The following is a 15,278-nucleotide window of genomic DNA, read 5'->3' as shown; positions in this document are numbered from 1 at the left end:
GAGAGAGACATGGGCTGGGATGTGAATCGGCGAACCTTCGTCGGCGGCATGGGCGCGCTCGCCGCGGCGGGGCTGGCGCTGCCGACCTATGCGAAGAACGGCAAGAAGCTCAACGTGCTGATGATCGTCACCGATCAGGAACAGAGCGTCGCGAGCTACCCTGCCGGGCTGCTCGAAAAACTGCCGCATCACCGCGAGTTGATGGAACGCGGGATGCTGGTCGAAAACTACCATGTCCACACCACCCCCTGCACCCCGTCGCGCTCGACGATCTTCCAGGGCCACCACACCCAGCAGACCGGGCTGTTCCTCAACAGCGACAATGCGCCGAACCCGGTCGCGGCGGAGGACATGCCGACGCTGGGCCATATGATGCAGGCCGCGGGCTATTACACGAGCTACAAGGGCAAGTGGCACCTCAGCCGGATGAATTTCGAGCGCAACTGGAACCGCGTGCCGGGCGGCATCTACCCGAGCACCGAGCGTGCGATGGAGAAATACGGCTTCCACGACTATGGCTTCGACGGCGAGGAGCTGGGGCTGACCTGGGACGGCTATCGCGCCGACATGTTCGTCGCGGGCGACGCGGCGCGCAGCATCTTCGACTTCGTGCGCCGCGACAAGGCGGGCGGGAAGCCGTGGTTCATGGTCGTCGGGCTGATCAACCCGCATGACATCATGTTCTATGACGCCACCGGCGAGCAGGCGAAGCATCGCGTCCATCCCGACATCCTCGCGCCGCTGCGCCGCGAACCGGGCGACCCGATCTATGAAGTCGACAACAAGTTCGACCTGCCCGAGAGCTTCTACAAGGACGATCTCAGCACCAAGCCCGAGGCGCACAAGGGCATCCAGCGGCTCAACGATCTTTTTTATGGCCCGATGCCGCTCGACGACCTCGACAGCTGGCACCGGTTCAACAATTATTATTACAATTGCCTGCGCGACGTCGACCGGCGGCTGGGGCAATTGCTGTGGGCGCTCAAGGAAAGCGGCCAGATCGACAATACGATCATCCTGTACACCAGCGACCATGGCGAACGCGCCGGGGCGCACGGGCTGCGCCAGAAGGCCGGCACGATGTACCGAGAGGAAACCAACATCCCGATGATTATCGCGCATCCCGATGTGAAGGGCGGACAGACCACCAAAGGGCTGATGGGCGCGATCGACATCGCGCCGACGCTGATGACGATCGCCGGGCTGTCGGCGGACGAAGGGAAGAACCGCTTCCCGAACCTGCCGGGGGTCGACGTGTCAGAACTGCTGACCTCACCGACCGTCCCGACCGAGCGCGACAAGCGCGGGCATTTCTTCAACTATGCGGTCGCGCATATGTGGGAGCCCAATTCGACCAAGGTCGTCGGGCCGCGCCCGCCGGGCGAACAGGTCGCCGACTACAGCAAGATCTACGATCTCGAAAAACGTCGTCTGCACCGCGGCGTCCACGACGGACGCTGGAAATTCGCGCGCTATTTCGCGCCGGCGCACCACCACCAGCCGAAGGACTGGAAGACGCTCAATGCCCGCAACGACCTCGAGCTCTACGACACCCACGCCGACCCCAGGGAAATGGTCAACCTCGCGAATGATCCGAAGCACCGCAAGGAGGTGATGCGGCTCAACGCGATGGTGAACGCGCTCGCGGACCGCGAGATCGGCGTCGGGCTCGACGACGGCCGCGAATATCCGGGGCCGACCGAGATGTACAACCAGCCCGGCTAGTCGTGCAGCGACGCCGCGTCGGCGCAGGGCGCGGTTTCGGGCTGGATCGTCGCGTGATGGATTTCGAACCGCGCCTCCAGCATCGCGGCCAACGCGACGCGGACCACGTCCACATCGCCGCCATCGGAGACGACGACATGCGCCGTCAGGCTCGCATCGTCGCCCGCGACCGACCAGATATGCAAATCGTGCACATCGGCGACCCCCGGCTGCGCGCGCATCGCCGCGCGCACCGCGTCGAGATCAATGCCGCGCGGTACGCCCTGCAACAGGATATGCGTCGTGTCGCGGAGCAATATCCACGTCCGCGGCAGCACCCACAGACCGATCGCTATCGCTACGACGGGATCGACCCAGTTCCATCCGGTCCCCCAGATCAGCAACGCCGCGCCGATCACGCCGACCGACCCCAACATGTCGGCCCACACCTCAAGATAGGCACCCTTGACGTTGAGGCTGTCGTCCTTGCCGCCCGCGAGGATACGCATCGCGAAGAGGTTGACGAGCAGCCCCGCGCTCGCGACCAGCAGCATGCCGAGCGACTGGACCTCGGGCGGCGCGAAGAAACGCTGAACACCTTCATAAAGGACGAAGCCCGCGACGAGGAACAACAGCACCGCATTGAAGGCCGCGGCGAGGATTTCAAAGCGGCGATAGCCATAGGTGCGTCGCTTGTCGGCGGGACGCTGGCCGATGCGGATCGCGGCGAGCGCGATCGCCAGCGCCGCCGCGTCGGTGAACATATGCGCGGCGTCGGACAGCAAGGCGAGGCTGTTGAACAGCCATGCACCGACGAGTTCGGCGACGAGGAAGGTCGCGGTCAGCCCGAGCGCGATCGACAGGCTGCGCGCATTGGCACCCGCGCCGTGATTGTGCGCGTGCCCCGCCTCGCCATGATCATGTCCTGCGCCCATGTCGCTTCTCCGTCAGGATGCCGCCAGCGCGGCGGCCTGCCGCAATTCGCCGCGCGCCTGGCGGAACACTTCGAGGCTGCCCCAGATCGCGAGGCCCGCCATGATCGCGGCGACAGCGAGGTCGGGCCAGCCGCGGCCGGTGCCGAACACTCCGAGCGCGGCGGCGAGCACCGCGAGGTTGCCGATCGCGTCGTTGCGCGAGCATATCCACACCGAGCGCATGTTCGCGTCGCCGGTGCGATAACGATAGAGCATCAGCGCGACGACGACATTGGCGGCGAGCGCCGCGCCGCCGACGAGGCCCATGGTTTCGGCGTGCGGCGTCGTGCCGCTGACGAAACCCCATACGGTCGCGCCGAGCACGCCGAGCCCGAAGAACAGCATCGTCGCGGCCTTGAACAGCGCGGCGCGGGCGCGCCAGGCGAGCGCCATGCCGGCGACGCCGAGGCTGATCGCATAGTTGGCGGCATCGCCAAGGAAATCGAGCGCGTCGGCCTGAAGCGCGCGCGAGTCCGCCGCGACGCTCGCGACGATCTCGACCGCGAACATCGCGGCGTTGATCAGCAGCGCGATCCACAACACGCGCCGCCACTTGGGATCATTGAGCGCGGTCGTGCCGCTTTTGCCGGCACAGCATTGGTCGGCCATCTGCCAAATCTCCTTGGGATTTCGAGTCGACATCGACTATGCACCCTGTAGCAACTACAGGGTCAAGACATGAAAATCGGCGAACTCGCGCGCACCACCGGCGCCAATATCGAGACGATCCGCTATTATGAGCGGATCGGCCTGCTTCCCGAGCCCGACCGCACCGCCGCCAATTATCGCAGCTATGGCGACAAGCACCGCTCGCGGCTGGCGTTCGTGCGCCATTCGCGCGAGCTGGGGTTCACGATCGAGGAAATCCGCTCGCTGCTCGACCTGTCGGACCATCCCGAGCGCGACTGTTCGGAAGCCGACCGGATCGCCACGGGGCATCTGGAGCAGGTCGAGGCGAAGATCGCGCAACTGGCTACGCTGCGCGACGAACTGGCGCGGATCGTCGGGCGGTGCCGCGGCGGGCTGGCGGGCGATTGCCGGGTGATCGAGGCGCTGGGCGATCATCAGCTGTGCGAAGCCACGCACGCATGAGCGCGCCGCTGGCGACGATCGGCTGGTATGTGCTGGCGGCGCTCGGCGAGGTCGGCGGCTGCTTTGCGGTGTGGGCGGTGTTGCGGCTGGACAAGCCGTCCTGGTGGCTGGCGCCGGGCGCGATCGCCCTCGCCTTTTTCGCTTATGCGCTCACGCGGGTGGAGGCCGAGGCAGCGGGGCGCGCGTTCGCGGCCTATGGCGGCATCTATATCATCGCCTCGCTCGTCTGGCTCAAGCTGGTCGAAGGGGTGTCGCCCGACCGGTGGGATTTGCTCGGCGGTCTCATCTGCCTCGGCGGCGCGGCGCTGATCCTGTGGGGTCCGGGGCGCAGCTAGAGCCGATGGGCAGAGCGAAGCGTCATTTTGAGTTATATAACTACGTTTACTTTCTATCGCGATTGACATATTGGCGGGGGAAAGAGGACAGACGGCCCATGGTCGCCGGTCACGGGAAAGGACGAATGGCATGGATTTGAAGCCGGGTTCGCGCTGGAAAAGCGCGGTGTGCGACGCGCAACTGGTGGTCGTGCGGCCACCGAGCGCGGCGGGCGAACTGCAGTGTGGCGGCGTTCCGGTGCTGCCGATCGACGATGCGAGCGCGCCAAGCGGCGATGTCAACGCCGATTTCGCCGAGGGCGTGATGATCGGCAAGCGCTACACCGATGAGGCGAGCGGGATCGAAGTGCTCGGCGCCAAGGCGGGCAAGGGATCGCTGGCGTTCAATGGTGTCGCGATGTCGATCAAGGGCGCGAAGCCGCTTCCCGCCTCGGACTGACAGATATGCGCACGCCGCTGCTCCTCGACATTGCCGCCGATGCGTGTAGCGACCGCCTGGCGATCGGCGGGCGCGACGGCGGCCTCGATTTCACCGCCTACCGCGCGCGGGCGAGCCGGGTTGCCGCGTGGCTGGCCGACAAGGGCAAGGCGAACACCGCGTTCCTCGGCATGAACGGCGACGCGCTGCCCGTGCTGCTGTTCGCGAGCGGGATGGCGGGGACGCCGTTCGTGCCGCTCAATTACCGCCTCGCCGATGGCGATTTGAACAAACTGGTCGCACGCACCGCGCCCGCGATGCTGATCGCCGACGACGATATGCTGCCGCGGATCGCGCCGGTCGAGGGCGTCGAACTGGTCGCGCGGAGTGATTTCGAGGCCGCGTTCCTGCGCGGCGACGTACCCGAACCCGTGATGCTGGACGAGGCAGAGAATGATATCGCGGTGCTGCTGTTCACCAGCGGCACGACGGGCGATCCCAAGGCGGCGGTGCTGCGCCATGGCAATCTGACCTCCTATGTGATGTCGACCGTCGAGTTTCTCGGCGCCGATGAGGATGAGGCGGCGCTGGTCAGCGTGCCGTCCTATCATATCGCGGGCATTTCCGCGATTTTGACCGCGGCCTATGGCGGGAGGCGGATCGTCTATCTGCCCGCCTTTACCGCCGAGGATTGGGTCGCGACGGTTGCGGCGGAGGGCATCACGCATGCGATGGTGGTGCCGACGATGCTCGATCGCATTCTCGATGTGATGGCGGCGACGGCCGAGACGCTTCCGACGCTACGCGCGCTTTCCTATGGCGGTGGCAAGATGCCCGAGCCGGTGATCGCGCGCGCGCTCTCGGCGTTGCCGCACGTCGCCTTCGTCAACGCCTATGGGCTGACCGAAACCAGTTCGACGATCGCCTTGCTCGGCGCCGAGGATCATCGCGCCGCCTTCGCCTCCGACGACCCGGTGATCCGCCGCCGCATCGCCTCGGTTGGCCAGCCTTTGCCGAGCCTCGAACTCGAAATCCGACGCGACGACGGGACTTGCTGCGACGTGGGCGAGCATGGCGAGATCCATGTCCGCGGCGAGCAGGTGTCGGGCGAATATCTGCACAAGAAGGCGATCGCCGACGACGGCTGGTTCGCGACCAACGACGCCGGCTGGCTCGACGAGGGCGGCTATCTGTTCGTCGAGGGACGGCTCGATGATGTCATCGTGCGCGGTGGCGAAAATATCTCGCCGGGCGAGATCGAGGATGTGCTGCGCGGGTTCGACGATATCGCCGATTGCGCGGTGCTCGGCATTCCATGCGTCCAGTGGGGCGAGAAGGTGGTGGCGGTGATCGTGTCGCGATCGGGCGCCCCCGACACCGATGCGATGGCGGCAACGATCCGCGCCAGGCTGCGTTCGACCAAGACCCCCGAACAATGGTTTGTGCGCGATGAGCTGCCCTACAACGAGACCGGAAAGCTGCTGCGCCGAATCCTCAAGGCCGAACTGGCCGAAGAGGTCTGCGCCGGGTAGGACGGCGCGATGACCGCACCCGATTGTCACGCCGATCATCTTGGGGCCGACCGTCTGTCGGCGCCGGGCGGCACGCCGGTGCTGGTGGTCGATGCGGCGCGATGGTCGCGACCGAAGGCACCGATCCAGGCGGTGGTGATCGGGGTCGATCGCGAGGGCGCGTTGCCTGCCGTAGTTGTCGATGATTTCGACATATTGGTCACAGCGGCGGTCGGTGCGCCGCGACCATGGGTGTCGCTGGGCAGCTTTTCGCATGTGGAAGAGCTTGCCGATGCGGTGCGGGCCAATCCGCTGGCGGCGACGATCGCGGCGCAAGTGTTGCGGCTCACGGCTAAAATGCCGCTGGCCGACGCGCTGACGGCTGAATCCTTTGCCTATTCCTCGTTGTTGGGCGGCGCGGAATTTACGCGCTGGCTGGATGCGGCGAAGATCGACGATGGTCCGCCCACGCCCGCCGAACCGATCGCGATCGCGCGCGAGGGCGACCAGCTGACGCTGACCCTGAACGATCCCACCAATCATAATGCGATGACCGCGGCGATGCGCGACGCGCTATACGAGGCGCTGGCCAACGCGCTCGACGATCCGAGCGAGCCCGACGTGCTGCTGCGCGGCGCTGGCAAATGTTTCTCGACCGGCGGCGACCTGCCCGAATTCGGCAGTGCGCGCGACCTGGCGGAGGCGCATCTGGTGCGGACATTGCACAGCTGCGCGCGCGCGCTCGATGCGCTGGGCGATCGGGGGACGGTGCGGCTGCACGGCGCCTGTGTCGGGTCGGGGATCGAGGTCGCGGCGGCGGCGCATCACCGCATCGCGGCGCCCGACGCATGGTTCCAGCTGCCCGAGCTTGGCATGGGGTTGATCCCCGGCGCGGGGGGCACCGCGACGGTTGCCCGTGCGATCGGCCGGCATCGCACGATGTGGATGCTGCTGTCGGGCAAGCGCGTCGGCGCGGCGCAGGCGCTCGACTGGGGCCTGGTTCACAAGATCGAGCGTGGACCTTGACCGCCTTGCTCGACGCGGTCGCGGTGGCGGGCGACCGGCTGGCGGCAGCGGCGAGCAAACGGATCGCCTTCGACCCACGCCGCGCGCTGTCGCGGCATGACGATCTGACGCTCGCCGAGCCGGGCCTATGGTCGCCAAACCGGCATTGCCGGCTGCTACCGTGCCGCGACGGGTGGATCGCGGTGTCGCTGGCACGCGACGAGGACCGCGAACTGGTTCCGGCATGGACCGGCGCGACATTCGACGACGAGCCGTGGGATGCGATCATGGGCTTTGCGGCGGAGCGCGCGGCGAGGGTGGTGGTTGGCGGGGCCACCGACCTGCATATGCCGGTGGCGCGGGTCGGCGAAGCGGAGGCGCTGGCGGTTTCCGACCTCGGGTCCGGCAAGCCCAGCGACGGCATCATCGTCGACCTGTCGGCGCTGTGGGCGGGTCCCTATTGCGGGGCGCTGCTCGCCGAGGCGGGGCATGCGGTGGTCAAGGTCGAAAGCCCCGAACGACCCGACCCGACCCGGCTGCATACGCCGCACCTCGACAAAAGGCTGAACGGCGGCAAGCGACATCTGGTCATGGCGCTCGACGGCCCCGACCTGATCGCGATGATCGCCGAGGCGCGGGTGCTGATCACTTCGGCACGGCCGCATGCGCTGGCGCGGTTGGGGCTTGACGAGGCGCGGCTGTTTGCGATCAATCCCGACCTGTTGTGGATCGCGATCACCGCGCATGGCTGGTCGGGCGATGCCGCGATGCGGGTCGGTTTCGGCGACGATTGCGCGGCGGCGGGCGGGCTGGTGCGGTGGGAGGATGGCCGGCCGCGGTTCATCGGCGACGCGCTGGCCGATCCGTTGACCGGGCTGACCGCGGCGACGCTGGCGCTGGAGGCGTTGGCGGCGGATGAGTGCGGGTTGCTCGATGTTTCGCTCGCCCGCACTGCCGCGACTTTCGCCAAGGCGATGGCATGAGCGAGCGGTTCGACCTGATTATCCGCAATGCGCGCGCCGCCGATGGGGAGCCGCGCGCTGTCGCCGTTCGGGATGGGCGCATCGCGGCCCTCGGCACGGCGGTGGATGGCCATGGGCCCGAGATCGACGCCAAGGGGCTGACTTTGGGGTCGGGCCTGCACGATCATCACCTCCACTTACTGGCGACGGCGGCGCGGATGGAGTCGGTCGATCTCGCCGATTGCCGGACGGTCGGCGCGGTGGTCGCCAAGCTGCGCGCCGGAGCCGGAGTCCCTGGAACCTGGGTACGCGCGATCGGCTATGACGAGCGGGTGGCGGGGTTGCCCGACCGGGTCTTGCTCGACGCCTGGCTGCCCGATCATCCGTTGCGGGTGCAGGATCGGACGGGGGGCTATTGGCTGCTCAACAGCGCGGGCGTCGCGAAGCTCGGCGAACCGCCCTTCCCCGATTGCGTCCAGCGCGATGCTGACGGACGCGCAAACGGGCGAATCTGGCGCGGCGATGCCTGGCTGCGCGGGCGGATCGGCGGGACACCGCCGTCGCTTGCGGCGTTGGGTATGAAGCTGGCCGAGTGGGGCGTGACGGGCGTGACCGATGCGGGTGCGTCGAACGGGCCTGCCGAGGCTGCGCTGCTCGCGGGCGCTATGCCGCAGCGGCTGGTGATGATGGGGAGCGAGGAGCTACCCGCGAGTGAAGGCTATGTGCTGGGGCCGCTGAAACTGCTGCTCGACGAGAATGATTTGCCTCCGGTGGACGCGGTCGCGCGGCGGATTGCGGCGGCGCGCGCTTTGGGACGCAATGTGGCGGCGCATTGCGTGACGTTGGGCGAACTGGTCTTTTATCTGGAAGCGTTGGTTGTGGCAGGCGGGGCGCAGACGGGCGACCGGATCGAGCATGGCGGGATGATCGCCGACAGCCTGATCGGCGATATCGCGGCGGCAGGATTGACGGTGGTGACCCAGCCGAATTTCATTCACGACCGCGGCGATCGCTATCGGGCGCAGATGGAGGCGGACGATCTTGGCGATCTCTATCGGCTGGGTTCGCTGACGCGCGGCGGGGTGCGAGTGCTTGGGGGTTCGGACGCGCCTTATGGCGATGCCAATCCTTGGGTGGCTTTGCGGGCGGCGACCGATCGGCGGACGCGCGGGGGCGACATCATCGGGGAGAGCGAAGCCGTCGGGCGGGCGGAGGCTTTGGCGCTGTATCAGGGCGCGCTTGCGATCGGGGCTCCAGCGGACCTGATATTGTATGACTGGTCCCAGGATATGGGTGCGTTGGGGACCGTTGGTTTGTCCATGATCGGCGGCGAGATCGTCTGGCAACAGTGAAACCGACCTCTGTCTGGATCGTCATTGCGAGGAGCGAAGCGACGCGGCAATCCAGAGTAGGCGTAAACCGCCCTGGATTGCTTCGCTGCGCTCGCAATGACGACGTTTATATGTCCGGGACGCGCTGCTTCAATCCCGCACCAGCAGCATTGCCCCCGCGAGCGGGCCGCCTGAGGTCGAGGTGGCGCAGACCTGCGGGTCGCCCTTCACCTGCCGCGCCCCGGCGCGGCCCCAGAGCTGGGTGCAGGCTTCGTGGACCGCACCATAGGCGTGGAGGCGGCCGCCCGACATCGCGCCGCCGCCGGTGTTGACCGGCAGTTCGCCGCCCAGCGCGATACGGTGGCCGCCGTCGATGAAATCCTTGGCGCCATAACGTTCGCAAAAGCCGAAATTTTCGAGCCAGTTGATCGTGTGGAAGCTGAACCCGTCATAAAGCTGCGCGATGTCGACGTCGGCGGGTTTGAGGTCGGTGCGGCCCCACATCATCTCGGCAACCTTGGGCTGCGCCTGCGTGTCGAGTTCGGCCAGTTGGGTCCAACTGTTGCGGTAGCGCATCGACGAGCCGATCGACTCGATGCGGATCGGCGGATTCTTCAGGTCGCGCGCGACGTCCATGCGCGAGACGATGATCGCGGCGGCGCCGTCGATCGGCACGTCGCAGTCGTATATGCGCAGCGGGGTCGCGATCAGCGGCGACGCGAGATAATCGTCGATGGTGATCGGGGTCTTGTAGATCGCGTTCGGATTGAGCGCGGCGTTGCGGCGCTGGTTGACCGCGATCTGGCCGACCTGCTCGGGCTTGATGCCGCTTTTGTGGACATAGAGATTGAAGAACAGCGCCTGCTGGAGTGCGGCCGCGTAAGTGTAATAGGGCGCGTACCAGGCGAAGGGGCCCGCCTGTCGCTGGCCCTCGCGGAGCAGCGAATTGGCGTAGGCGGTCTTGCGCGCGGTTGCCTCGTACATGGTGCGGAAGATCAGGACGTTGCGGCAGAGGCCCGCGGCGATCGCACCGATCGCGTTGAACACCGCGCCATATTGGCCGGGTGCCTCGCCGCCGCCGCCGTACCAGCCGACTTCGAGCCGCAGCGCATCCTGCAGCGCCGCGCAGCCGACCGGCGAGAAGCCCGAGCCGTCGGCTTTCTCGCCGGGCCAGGTCGCGATGCCGTCGATGTCGGCGCGAGTCAGCCCGGCGTCGGCGATCGCTTCGAGCGCGGCATCGACGGTGAGTCCGAGCGCGGACTTGGTCGCGCCGCGCGAGACTTCGGACATACCGACGCCGGTGATCGCGGTGTTTTTCTCGGCGAAACGGGTCATGATTGCACCGGACGGAAGAGGGGTATCCACAAATCCTCGGCGGGTTCGAAGACGACCTCGACCTCCATGTCGAAATCGACTGCGTCGGGCGGACATTCAACGATGTTGCAGGGAATGCGGACATCGTCCTGCTCCGCGATCGCGACCAGCGCGAGGACATAGGGTTCGGTCAGGTCGGGCACCCAGGCCTTGTGATTGACGGTGAAGGTAACCACCCTGCCCCGTCCCGACACCGCGTGCGGCGCGACGTTGCGGCTTTCGCAGCGCGGACAAAAGGGCACCGGCGGATGAACATAATATTCGCAGTCGGCGCAGCGGTGGATCGCGAGCTTGCCGTCGCGGCCCCATGTCCAATAGGCCTGATTGTCCCGGTCGATCACCGGCAACGTTCGCGCAATCATGTCTCTCTCCCAGTTATTACACTAGGTCATAAACCAAGAGTTGACACATCGTCAATTTTTGCGATGATGCGCCCAACGATAAATCAACTGGAAGAGGAGAGTCGCCATGCAGATGGACGATATGGTGATCATCAGCGTCGACGATCATGCGGTCGAACCCCCCGAGGCTTTTATCCGCCACTATCCCGAGGGCAAGAAGGACCGCGCGCCGCGGATCGTCCAAGACAATGGCAAGGATATCTGGTCGTGGAACGGTCAGCGTTTCCCGACCATCGGCCTCAACGCCGTCGTCGGCCGTCCGCGCAGCGAATATGGCATGGAGCCGAGCGCCTTCGCGCAGCTCCGCCCCGGCACCTATGACCCGAAACTCCGCGTCGACGACATGAACGCCAATGGCGTGCTCGCCTCGCTGAATTTTCCGACGATGCCGAGCTTTGCCGGCGGCACCTTCGTGTCGATGGCGCAAAAGGACCCCGAGGAGGCGCTGCTCGCCTGCCGCGCGTGGAACGACTGGCATGTGCAGGAATGGTGCGCGACCGCGCCCGGCCGCTTCATCCCGATGTGCCTGATCCCGATGTGGAACATGGACGACACGCTCGCCGAACTGAAGCGGATGAGCGACCTTGGCGTCCATGCCGTCAGCTTCTCCGACAATCCGTCGAACATCGGCCTGCCGAGCATCCACAATGAATATTGGGAGCCGTTCTGGAAGGCGTGCAGCGACTATAAGATGGTGATCAACTGCCATATCGGCACCGGCGCGCGCGCGATGCATCCCTCGCCCGAAAGCCCGATCGACGCATGGATCACCGCGATGCCGATCTCGATCGCCAATTCGGCGGCCGACTGGACCTTCGCGAAATTCTGGCAGCGTTATCCCGATCTGCGCATGGCGCTGAGCGAGGGCGGCATCGGCTGGATCCCCTATTTCCTCGAGCGCGCCGATTTCACGCACGAACATCATCATGAATGGACCTACACCGACTTCAACGGCGAACGGCCGTCGGACCTGTTCAAGCGCCACATTATCTGCTGCTTCATCGACGACCAATTCGGGGTGAAGAATCTGGAATATATGAACACCGACATGATCGCCTACGAATGCGATTATCCGCATTCGGACACGGTGTGGCCCAATGTCCCCGAATATCTGTGGGCATCGGTCAATGGGCTGGAGAAGAATGTGGTCGACAAGATCACCCACCTCAACGCGATGCGCGAATACAGCTTCGACGCCTTTGCGCTGAACGGCGGGCGCGAGAATTGCACCGTCGCGCACCTGCGCGAGCTGGGCAAGGACGTCGACGTCAGCCCGCGTCACAATCTGGGCGGGCTCAAGACCGACAGCATGGACGCGATCGGTCAGGCGCGGCGTCCGGTGACGTCGGGCGACATCGAACGCATGTTCGCGTCGGCCTGAGCGGAGGATATCATGACCGAGACGACGCTCTCTCGCTGTCCGATCGCGCATGCCCCGGCGGATGCGCCGCCGGTGCCGGCGCATGTCCCCCCCGAACGGGTGCTCGACACGCGCTTTGCGCAGGGCCAGATCGCCTATGATCTGCCCGATCCCTATCTGCCCGCCGATGTGATGCGCGACCCCTACGTACCGCGCATCCTCTATTACCCCTGGCCGACGAGCGGTCGCCAGCATGGTGCATGGACGGTGTCGCATTATGACGACATCCGCCGCGTCTATGAGGACAACGACATTTTTTCGACCGAGGGCGCTGCGCAGTTTCAGGCGCTGGCGGGCGAAACCTTCCCGTCGATCCCGCTCGGCATCGATCCGCCCGACCATGGTCGTTATCGCAAGTTCCTGAACCCCTGGTTCACCCCGGTCGCGATGAACGACATGGAGCCGAAAATCCGCGCGATCGTCAGCGAGATGATCGACGCCGTGGTCAAGGACGGCGAGGTCGATATCGCCTATGACTTCGGGCGCATCTACCCGGTCCGCGTCTTCCTGAACCTGATGGGCTTTCCCTTCAGCATGTTCGACCAGTTCCTCGAATGGGAATATGCGATCCTGCACAACCCCGACATCGGCGCCAAGGCCGAGGCGGTGAAGGGCATCCTCGCCTATCTTCGCGGCTTCATTGCCGAGAAGCAGGCGAGCCCCGACGAGACGCTGGGGAGCTATATCGCCAACGGGTCGATGGACGGCCAGCCGCTGACCCCCGACGAGACGATCGGCATGACCTGGTTCCTGTGGCTCGGCGGGCTCGACACGGTCGCGTCGACGATCAGCCAGATGTTCCGCCGCATGGCGCTCGACACCGAGCTTCAGGCGCGCATCCGTGCCAATCCGGAGATCATCAACAGCGCGGTCGAGGAGTTCCTGCGGGTCCAGCCGCTGGTCAACAGCGGGCGGCGGATCAAGAAGGATTTCACCTGGCACGGCGTCGACCTGAAAGAAGGCGACTGGATCGCCTGCATCAACAGTTCGGGCAATTTCGACGAAAATCAGTTCGCCCGCCCGCGCGATTTCGATCCCGAGCGCAAGAACAACCGCCATTTCACGCTGATCGGCGGAGTGCATATCTGCCTCGGCGCGCATCTGGCGCGGCGCGAGCTGCGCGTGCTGCTGAGTGAATGGCTGACGCGCGTGCCGCCCTTCCGCCTCAAGCCCGGCGCCGATACCACCGTGATCCCGGGGCTGCTGTCGATCCGCAACCTGCCGATCGTCTGGGACACCGAAACCGCCTGACAGGAACAAGACCATGGCCTTTTTGAAATATGACGACGCCATCTATGTCGGCGGCGAATGGCAGAAGACCGACCAGCGCGAGGCGGTGATCAACCCCGCCGACGAAAGCCTGCTCATCGAAGCACCCGTCGGCAGCGCGGCGCAGGTCGACGCCGCGATCGGCGCGGCGCGTGTGGCGTTCGACCAGGGCGACTGGGCCTATATGCCGGTTGCCCAGCGGCAGGCCATCCTGACGCGCTTCCTCGACGCGCTCGACGCGCGCAAGAGCGCGATCGTCGACATGATCGTTGCCGAAGCCGGCGCGACGCGGATGCTCGCCGAGTTCCTGCAGTACGGCATCCCGATGAAACATGCCCGGCGGACGATCGAGGTCGCCTCACGCCCCGCCGTCTCGTCGCTGCCGGTCGAGCTGACCCCCAATGCACAGGGCCGCACGACGCTGGGCACCGGAGTGGTCAGCCGCGAGCCAGTGGGCGTGGTCGCGGCGATCTCGCCGTACAACTTCCCCTTCTTTCTCAACATCGGCAAGGTGATCCCGGCGCTTGCGGTCGGCTGCACCGTGGTACTCAAACCCTCACCCTATACGCCCATGCAGGCGCTCATCCTCGGCGAGATCGCCGACGAGGTCGGGCTGCCCAAGGGCGTGCTAAGCATCGTCACCGGCGATATCGAGACCGGCAAGCTGCTGACCACCGACCCGCGCGTCGACCTCGTCCACTTCACGGGGTCGGACAAGGTCGGGGCGATGATCCAGGCGCAAGCGGCGCCGACGCTGAAGCGCATCGTGATGGAGCTTGGCGGCAAGTCGGCGCTGATCGTGCGCGCCGATGCCGATATCGCGAAGGCCGCAGCGGCGGGGATCATGGGGTTCACGACGCATGGCGGCCAGGGCTGCGCGCTCACCACCCGCCACATCGTCCACAACAGCATCCGCCCGCAGTTCGTCGCGGCGATGCAGGCGATGCTCGAGCATCTCAAGATCGGCAATCCCGCCGATCCGAGCGTCAATTACGGCCCGCTGATTCGCGAAGTCGCGCGCAAACGCACCGAGGATTATGTCGCGATCGCGCGGGATGAGGGTGCGACGCTGGTCGCCGGCGGCAAGCGGCCCGAGGGACTCGACAAAGGCTATTATTACGAGCCGACCTTGTTTGACAATGTGAAGAACGACAGCCGCCTGGCGCAGGAAGAGGTGTTCGGGCCGATCGGCGCGGTGATCGGTTATGACGATGACGACGACGCGATCGCGATGGCCAACCACAGCGATTTCGGGCTGTCGGGCGCGATCTACTCGGCCGATGCGGGACAGGCGTATCGCATGGCGCTGAAGCTGCGTACCGGCGGGGTCGGGATCAACGGCGGTGCCGGGACGATGCAGTCCGACGCGCCGTTCGGCGGCATCAAGCGCTCGGGCTACGGCCGCGAATATGGCGAAGAGGGCCTGAACGAATTCACCTACCAGAAGGTCATCGGCTTCCACGCCGAATAAGGGGACGAGCC

At 65.9% G+C, this 15,278-nt stretch carries 15 protein-coding genes; 11 read left to right on the top strand and 4 right to left on the bottom strand.

From position 1 onward, the window contains the following. Window positions 1-9 precede the first annotated feature (9 nt). A complete protein-coding gene (locus AC07U1_RS14900; protein WP_495175960.1) occupies window positions 10-1,725 on the top strand; it encodes a sulfatase family protein in 1,716 nt (571 codons plus the stop codon). On the opposite strand, the gene AC07U1_RS14895 is transcribed toward AC07U1_RS14900, so the two are convergent. Together AC07U1_RS14895 and AC07U1_RS14890 are read right to left on the bottom strand one after the other, a co-directional pair. Further along, entirely contained in the window at window positions 1,722-2,639 is a 918-nt protein-coding gene (locus AC07U1_RS14895; RefSeq protein WP_495175961.1) for a cation diffusion facilitator family transporter, read from the bottom strand. The two genes, AC07U1_RS14900 and AC07U1_RS14895, sit on opposite strands and share 4 nt — an antisense overlap. A 12-nt stretch (window positions 2,640-2,651) precedes the next feature. Continuing rightward, window positions 2,652-3,287 carry a cation efflux transmembrane domain-containing protein gene (locus AC07U1_RS14890; RefSeq protein WP_495175962.1) on the bottom strand — a complete coding sequence of 212 codons (636 nt, stop codon included), beginning with the start codon at window positions 3,285-3,287 and terminating at the stop codon, window positions 2,652-2,654. Window positions 3,288-3,356: 69 nt separating this feature from the next. Here AC07U1_RS14890 and AC07U1_RS14885 point away from each other — a divergent pair, with 69 nt between their 5' ends. The 7 genes from AC07U1_RS14885 to AC07U1_RS14855 all read left to right on the top strand — a co-directional run bounded on the left by AC07U1_RS14885 (window position 3,357) and on the right by AC07U1_RS14855 (window position 9,353). Further along, entirely contained in the window at window positions 3,357-3,770 is a 414-nt protein-coding gene (locus AC07U1_RS14885) for a MerR family transcriptional regulator (protein ID WP_056347484.1), read from the top strand. After that, window positions 3,767-4,105: a YnfA family protein gene (locus AC07U1_RS14880; protein WP_492738231.1), complete on the top strand. Its 339-nt coding sequence runs from the start codon at window positions 3,767-3,769 to the stop codon at window positions 4,103-4,105. Before AC07U1_RS14885 ends, AC07U1_RS14880 begins: the two co-directional genes overlap by 4 nt. Window positions 4,106-4,235: 130 nt before the next feature. Then, entirely contained in the window at window positions 4,236-4,544 is a 309-nt protein-coding gene (locus tag AC07U1_RS14875; RefSeq protein WP_492738234.1) for a hypothetical protein, read from the top strand. A gap of 5 nt (window positions 4,545-4,549) precedes the next feature. Next, complete coding sequence (locus AC07U1_RS14870; RefSeq protein ID WP_495175963.1) at window positions 4,550-6,055, top strand: class I adenylate-forming enzyme family protein; 1,506 nt, start codon at window positions 4,550-4,552, stop codon at window positions 6,053-6,055. A gap of 9 nt (window positions 6,056-6,064) precedes the next feature. Beyond that, complete coding sequence (locus tag AC07U1_RS14865) at window positions 6,065-7,060, top strand: enoyl-CoA hydratase/isomerase family protein (protein WP_495175964.1); 996 nt, start codon at window positions 6,065-6,067, stop codon at window positions 7,058-7,060. Then, window positions 7,057-8,022, top strand: coding sequence for a CoA transferase (locus AC07U1_RS14860; RefSeq protein WP_495175965.1), 966 nt, complete (start codon window positions 7,057-7,059; stop codon window positions 8,020-8,022). Before AC07U1_RS14865 ends, AC07U1_RS14860 begins: the two co-directional genes overlap by 4 nt. After that, a complete protein-coding gene (locus AC07U1_RS14855; RefSeq protein ID WP_495175966.1) occupies window positions 8,019-9,353 on the top strand; it encodes an amidohydrolase family protein in 1,335 nt (444 codons plus the stop codon). Before AC07U1_RS14860 ends, AC07U1_RS14855 begins: the two co-directional genes overlap by 4 nt. Window positions 9,354-9,482: 129 nt before the next feature. Here the strand turns inward: AC07U1_RS14855 and AC07U1_RS14850 are convergent, their stop codons facing one another. Then, on the bottom strand, window positions 9,483-10,667 hold the full coding sequence (locus tag AC07U1_RS14850; RefSeq protein WP_492738245.1) for a thiolase family protein: 1,185 nt from the start codon (window positions 10,665-10,667) through the stop codon (window positions 9,483-9,485). Beyond that, the gene (locus AC07U1_RS14845) at window positions 10,664-11,068 is read right to left on the bottom strand and encodes a Zn-ribbon domain-containing OB-fold protein (protein WP_492738247.1); all 405 of its coding nucleotides are present in this window, start codon (window positions 11,066-11,068) and stop codon (window positions 10,664-10,666) included. The genes AC07U1_RS14850 and AC07U1_RS14845 overlap by 4 nt, the downstream gene beginning before the upstream one ends. 106 nt (window positions 11,069-11,174) lie before the next feature. Here AC07U1_RS14845 and AC07U1_RS14840 point away from each other — a divergent pair, with 106 nt between their 5' ends. From AC07U1_RS14840 to AC07U1_RS14830, 3 genes are read left to right on the top strand one after another with little or no spacing between them, the layout of a single operon-like run. Further along, window positions 11,175-12,488: an amidohydrolase family protein gene (locus AC07U1_RS14840; protein WP_492738249.1), complete on the top strand. Its 1,314-nt coding sequence runs from the start codon at window positions 11,175-11,177 to the stop codon at window positions 12,486-12,488. A 12-nt stretch (window positions 12,489-12,500) separates the two neighbouring features. Continuing rightward, complete coding sequence (locus AC07U1_RS14835; protein ID WP_495175967.1) at window positions 12,501-13,778, top strand: cytochrome P450; 1,278 nt, start codon at window positions 12,501-12,503, stop codon at window positions 13,776-13,778. A gap of 13 nt (window positions 13,779-13,791) precedes the next feature. Then, window positions 13,792-15,267, top strand: coding sequence for an aldehyde dehydrogenase family protein (locus AC07U1_RS14830; protein WP_495175968.1), 1,476 nt, complete (start codon window positions 13,792-13,794; stop codon window positions 15,265-15,267). Window positions 15,268-15,278 lie beyond the last annotated feature (11 nt).

The sequence above is a fragment of the Sphingopyxis sp. GW821-FHT02C12 genome, from assembly GCF_059421785.1.
The sequence above is the reverse complement of the archived record's forward strand: the minus strand, read 5'-3'. Positions and strand labels throughout refer to the sequence as shown.